The 6,229-nt window shown below is 71.3% G+C and carries 5 protein-coding genes; 2 read left to right on the forward strand and 3 right to left on the reverse strand.

The features are described 5' to 3' along the window. Positions 1 to 165: 165 nt before the first annotated feature. The 3 genes from ACYVE7_RS27295 to ACYVE7_RS27305 all read right to left on the reverse strand — a co-directional run bounded on the left by ACYVE7_RS27295 (position 166) and on the right by ACYVE7_RS27305 (position 3,070). A complete protein-coding gene (locus ACYVE7_RS27295) occupies positions 166 to 531 on the reverse strand; it encodes a phage holin family protein (protein ID WP_460368524.1) in 366 nt (121 codons plus the stop codon). Between the two features lie 70 nt (positions 532 to 601). Continuing rightward, entirely contained in the window at positions 602 to 2,335 is a 1,734-nt protein-coding gene (locus tag ACYVE7_RS27300) for a carboxyl transferase domain-containing protein (RefSeq protein ID WP_460368525.1), read from the reverse strand. A gap of 78 nt (positions 2,336 to 2,413) precedes the next feature. Then, entirely contained in the window at positions 2,414 to 3,070 is a 657-nt protein-coding gene (locus ACYVE7_RS27305; RefSeq protein ID WP_460368527.1) for an NAD(P)H-binding protein, read from the reverse strand. A 177-nt stretch (positions 3,071 to 3,247) separates the two neighbouring features. Between ACYVE7_RS27305 and ACYVE7_RS27310 the strand changes: the two genes are divergently transcribed. Beyond that, positions 3,248 to 4,426, forward strand: a complete 1,179-nt coding sequence (locus ACYVE7_RS27310; RefSeq protein ID WP_460368529.1) for a transcriptional regulator — start codon at positions 3,248 to 3,250, stop codon at positions 4,424 to 4,426. Between the two features lie 65 nt (positions 4,427 to 4,491). Beyond that, positions 4,492 to 6,009 (forward strand): aldehyde dehydrogenase, encoded by a 1,518-nt coding sequence (gene adh / locus ACYVE7_RS27315; protein ID WP_460368531.1) that lies wholly within the window; start codon positions 4,492 to 4,494, stop codon positions 6,007 to 6,009. Positions 6,010 to 6,229 lie beyond the last annotated feature (220 nt).

The following is a 6,229-nucleotide window of genomic DNA, read 5'->3' on the forward strand; positions in this document are numbered from 1 at the left end:
CGCGAGCGCTCCTGCCCAGGCCCTGCCGGGCGCCAGGGCGGCCCCGCCGAGCGCACCGAGGACCGCCGCCGTCGCCACCTGTCCCGCCAACCGATTCGCCACAATCCCGAATCTATCGGCTCTTCCGGACGGAATCCGGTGCGGTGCGCGGGCCCGGCGCGGTGCTCAGTCGTCGTCACCGCCGACGAACAGGTTGAGCAGCCAGCCGACCACACCGGTGATCAACGCGCCCCAGAAGGCAGCCCAGAAACCGTCCACATGGAACGGCAGATCCCATTTACCGGCCAGCCAGCTCGTCAGCCAGAGCAGGCACCCATTGACGACCAGCGAGAACAGCCCGAGCGTCAGCACGTAGAACGCGCAGCCGAACAGCTTGATCACCGGTTTGAGGAAGGTGTTGAGCACGCCGAACACGGCCGCCACCAGCAGCAGAGTCGCGATCTGCGTGACGAGCTGGCTCGAGGTGATCTCGATCCCGCCGACCACCCAGACGGCGACGCCCAGCGAGGCCGCGCTGATCAGAAAGCGCACGGTCCATTTCATGCCCACCCCCGAGGACTAGATTCAAGATCGCTATACCCGGCGGGGCGGGCACGGAACGTCAGCGGCCGAACGCGGCGGCGATCCACGACCTGGTCTCGGCCGGGTCGATGACGTCGTCGAGTTCGAACGCGGACGCGGCGTTGACCGCTCTGCCGTGTTCGTAAGCCAGATCGACCATCTGACGGAACAGTTCTTCCGGATCCTCCGCCGCCTCCAGTTCTCTGCGGAATCCGAGCCGGACCGCGCCCTCCAGCCCCATCCCGCCGATCTCGCCGGTCGGCCATGCGACGGTCGCCAGCGACGCCTTGAAGCTGCCGCCGGCCATCGCCTGGGCCCCCAGGCCGTAAGCCTTGCGCAGAACCACGGTAACCAGGGGCACCGACAGTTTCGCGCCCGTCACGAACAGGCGGCTGAAGTGCCGGACGGTGGCCTGCTCCTCCGCGTCCGGGCCGACCATGAACCCGGGGGTGTCGCAGAGCGAGACCAAGGGAAGGCCGTGGGCGTCGCAGAGCCGCAGGAAATCGTCCATCTTGTCGGCGCCCGCGCGGTCGATGGCGCCGCCCAGATGGGCGGGGTCGTTGGCGACGAGCCCCACGGCGCGGCCCTCGATCCGGACGAGCGCCGTCACGATGCCCTTGCCGTGCCCGGCGCGGAGTTCGAGGACCTGGCCGGTGTCGGCGAGCGCGGTGATCACGGCCCGGACGTCGTAGACGCGCATCCGCTGCTCGGGCACGAGATGGCGCAGGATCCGCTGGTCGGCGGCCTCGCCGGGCCGCTCGGACGGCCGGAAGAACGACAGGTAGCGCCGTGCCGCCGCGACCGCCGCGGCCTCGTCCGCGACGGGCAGGTCGACCACGCCGTTCGCGGTCTGGACGTCGATCGGGCCGATCTGCTCGGGGGTGAACACCCCCAGCCCGCCGCCCTCGATCATGGCGGGCCCGCCCATCCCGATGTTGGCGTCGGGGGTGGCGATGATGACGTCGCAGCAGCCCAGCAGGGCGGCGTTTCCCGCGAAGCAGCGGCCTGACGCGATCCCGACCAGGGGCACCCGGCCGTTCAACCGGCCCATCGAGTGGAAGGTCGTGACGTCGAGCCCCGACACGGTCGTGGTGTCGGTGTCGCCCGGCCTTCCGCCGCCGCCCTCCGCGAACAGCACGACGGGCAGGCCGCGCCGTTCGGCCAGCTCCAGCATCCGGTCGGTCTTGCGGTGGTTGAGGTGGCCCTGGGTGCCCGCGAGCACCGTGTAGTCGTAGGACAGGACGACGGCCTGGGCGCCGTCGATCTCGCCGATCCCGCAGACCAGCCCGTCGGCGGGCGTCTTCTCGATCAGTTCCTCGACCGGTCTGCGCCGCCGCTGCGCCGCGATCACCAGCGCGCCGTACTCGGTGAACGCGTCGCAGAGGTCGGCGATGTTCTCGCGGGCGGTCCTGCGGCCGAGCGCGTGCCGCTTCGCGACGGCCTCGGGACGTGCGGGATCCAGCCCGAGCTCGTGCCGGTGCCGGACGGCCGCGAGGTCGGCCCGGTCGGCTTCGAGATCGATCTCCACCGCCTCCGTCCGCTTATCGGCCTCGCCCGCGACGGGTTCGAGCGCCGCGAGCACGGCCCCCTCCGCCACGGTCTCGCCGGGGACGACCCCGACCTTCCGGACGATCCCCCCGGTCTCGGCGCGGACGACGTGCTCCATCTTCATCGACTCCAGCACGACGAGCGCAGCGCCGGACCGCACGGTCTGCCCCTCGACGGCCAGGACGCTGACGACCGTCCCGGACAAGGGCGAGATCACCTGGTTCATCCCGTCACTATCCCAACCGCGCGGCCGCCCGCGATAGCACCGTCCGCGCCGATCGGTGCGGCGGCACAACGTCCCGGATCAGAGTTCGGCGACGGCCGCGTTGATCGGGGCGTCGCCCTGACGGAGCTCCAGCGTGCGGCGGTAGGAGCCCGTCGCGCCGAGCAGCGCGATCAGGACGGCGGCGACGTCGTCACGGGTGACGGGGCCGCGTCCGACGGGCGGATCGGAGAGCAGGACCAGGCCGGTCCCCGGCTCGTCGGTGAGCTGCCCGGGACGGACGATGGTCCAGTCGAGGCCGTCGCGGGCCCGCAGATCGTCCTCGGCCGCCGTCTTGGCCGCGATGTAGGCGGCCCACACGTCGTCGGTACCCTCGCGCGGCGGGGCGCCCGCCCCCGCGCTGGAGATCTGCAGGAATCTGCGGACCCCGGCCTGCTCGGCGGCGTCGGCGCAGAGCACCGCCGCCAGGTGATCGACGATCCCCTTCCGCGCGATCCCGCTCCCCGGCCCCGCGCCCGCCGCGAAGACGAAGGCGTCCGCGCCCACGCACAGGCGGGCGAGATCGGTGACCGTCACCTTCTCCAGATCGCAGACGACGGCCGACTGCCCGGTCGCCTCGAGCTCCCCCACCTGGGCGGGGTCGCGCACCAGCCCCACCGCGCCGTACCCGGCCGCCGCCAGCCCGCGCAGCATCCGCAGCGCGATCTGCCCATGCCCACCCGCAATCACGATCCGCATATAACGAGCATGTCACGCCGCCTCCCCTGCTCATCGGCCGCCCCGGCGATCCACGGGAAGGCCGGGTCAGGCCGGGAACGGCAGGTTCCTGACGGCGGCGCTCCCGCGTGTTTTGATGAAGGCGACGCGGCCGGGGACCGTCTGGCGGGAACCGGCACTGGGCGAGTGGAGCAGTCGATGGACGCGACGTTGCGGAACCGTCGAGAAGAGTTGCGGCGCGAATGGGCGCACTGGGTCGACGGCGTGGGCGCGCCCCGCGTCCGGACCGAGATCAAGGAGTCCTGGCGCAGGTCAGGGGTCGATCCGGGGCGGGCCGTCGCACCGCTCGACGACGCCGCCGACGACCGGTGGGCCCGCTCCCCGCTCCGCGGCCCCGTCGAGTCGATCGCCGGGGAGATGCAGGCGATCGCCGAGGACGCCGGTTTCATCGCCGCCGTCACCGACGAATCCGGCACCATCCTGTGGACCTGCGGCGGACGGGTGATGAGCCGCCGCGCCGGAGCCGTCAACTTCGCGCGCGGCGGACGCTGGGACGAGACGTCGATGGGCACCAACGCCCTCGCCCTGGCCCTGCGCACCGGCACCCCCAGCACCGTGTTCTCGGCGGAACACCTGGTCGAGGCGTTGCACGGCTGGGTCTGCTACTGCGCCCCGATCCGCACCCCGGACGGCGCGGTACTCGGCGTCCTCGACATCTCCTCGACGTGGGACCGGTCACATCCGTGGGCGCTGCCGACCGTCCGGGGGCTGGTGTCGGCGATCGAGGGGCGGCTCAGCGAGGCCCCGATGGTCGAAGCGGGACGGGCCGGCTGGCATCTGGCCTGCCTGGGCGGCGCGGAACTGCTCCGCGACGGGGTGCCCGTCCGGCTGAGGCCCCGGCAGCTCGAGATCCTCACGCTGCTGGCGCTGGAGGCGCGCGCCCTGTCCCCCGACCGGCTGCACGACGCGCTGTACGGCGACCGGCCCGTCAGCCCCGCCACGCTGAAGGCCGAGGTGTCGCATCTGCGCCGCACCCTCGCCGGGGCGCTGGCCACCCGCCGCTACGAACTCACCGACGCGATCACCTGCGACGCCCTCGACGTCCTCGCGGCGCTCCACCACGGGCGGCTCGACACCGCGCTCACCGCCTACCGGGGCCCGCTGCTGCCCGACTCCGACGCGCCCGGCGTCCTGGTCTGGCGCGACCACATCGAGGTGGCGTTGCGCGAGGCCGTCCTGCGCTCCCCCGACCCCGAGGCCGCGCTCCGCTACGGCGCCCACCGGCCCGACGACCTGGCCGTCCACGAGCACGCGCTCGCCCTGCTGCCCCCGCAAGACACCCGCCGCGGACTGCCCCTGTCCCGGCTCCGCCTCTGACGCCAACCTTCCGCCAACCTCGGCCGCGTTGGCTCGCAAGGGTCAGCGGCGACGAGGAGGACGGCATGGCCTATGCGGCTCCGGGCAGCGAGAGCGCGATCGTGAGCTTCGCTCCCCAGTACGACAACTTCATCGGCGGGCAGTGGGTGGCGCCCGTCGACGGGCGGTACTTCGACGATCCGAGCCCCGTCAACGGGCAGACCTTCACCCGGGTGGCGCGCTCCGGCGCCGCCGACGTCGAGCTGGCGCTGGACGCCGCGCACCGGGCCGCCGAGAAATGGGGGGCGACGTCCGCGACGGAGCGGGCGCTGATCCTCAACCGGATCGCCGACCGGCTGGAGGAGAACCTGGAGCGGCTGGCCGTCGCCGAGACGTGGGAGAACGGCAAGCCCGTCCGCGAGACCCTCGCCGCCGACCTGCCCCTCGCGATCGACCATTTCCGCTATTTCGCCGGAGTGATCCGCGCGCAGGAGGGGTCGATCAGCCAGATCGACGAGGACACCGTCGCCTACCACTTCCAGGAGCCGCTCGGCGTCGTCGGGCAGATCATCCCGTGGAACTTCCCGATCCTGATGGCGACGTGGAAGCTCGCACCGGCGCTCGCCGCGGGCAACTGCGTCGTGATCAAGCCGGCCGAGCAGACTCCCGTGACGATCCTGCTCGTCATGGAGCTGATCGCGGACCTGCTGCCGCCGGGCGTCGTCAACGTGGTGAACGGGTTCGGGGTGGAGGCGGGCAAGCCGCTCGCGTCGAGCGCGCGGGTCGCGAAGATCGCGTTCACGGGTGAGACCACGACCGGCCGGCTGATCATGCAGTACGCGTCGAACAACATCATCCCGGTGACGTTGGAGCTCGGCGGGAAGTCACCGAACATCTTCCTGCCGGACGTCACGGCGGCCGACGACGACTACCTCGACAAGGCCGTCGAGGGGTTCGTGATGTTCGCGCTCAACCAGGGCGAGGTGTGCACGTGCCCGTCGCGCGCGCTGATCGCCTCGTCGATCTATGACGAGTTCATGGACCGCTGCCTCGAACGGACCCGCGCGATCGTCGCGGGCGACCCCCTCGACACCCTGACCATGATCGGCGCCCAGGCCAGCAACGACCAGTACGAGAAGATCCTGTCCTATCTCGACATCGGCCGTCAGGAGGGCGCGGAGGTCCTCATCGGCGGCGGCCCCCGCACCGTCAAGGGCCTGGAGGGCGGCTTCTACATTGAGCCGACCATCTTCAAGGGCTCGAACGACATGCGCGTCTTCCAGGAGGAGATCTTCGGCCCGGTCGTCTCCGTCACGACCTTCGACTCCGTTGACGAGGCTCTGAAGCTCGCCAACGACACCCTCTACGGGCTCGGCGCGGGCGTCTGGTCCCGCGACGGCAACACCGCCTACCGTCTGGGCCGCGGCATCAAGGCGGGCCGCGTCTGGACCAACTGCTACCACGCCTACCCCGCCCACGCCGCCTTCGGCGGCTACAAGGCCTCCGGCATAGGCCGCGAGAACCACGCCCAAATGCTCAACCACTACCAGCAGACCAAGAACCTCCTGGTCAGCTACTCCCCCAAAAAACTCGGCTTCTTCTGAGCCCGGGGGCCGGTCGGCGCGGCGGGGTCACCGCGTCGGCCGGTCATTCTTCGGTGGTGGTGCGGAGGTGGTCGAGGTAGGGGCGGGAGCCGTCGATGGGGTAGATGGTGAGTTCGGCTCGGGGGCCCTGGGGGTGGTGGGCGGCTAGTACTACATGCCTAGATCTTGAGTGGGTTCCGGAGTTCAATCACCTGAGAGGGTGGGGGCATGCCACCTTGGT

It is taken from the genome of Actinocorallia lasiicapitis, assembly GCF_054778695.1.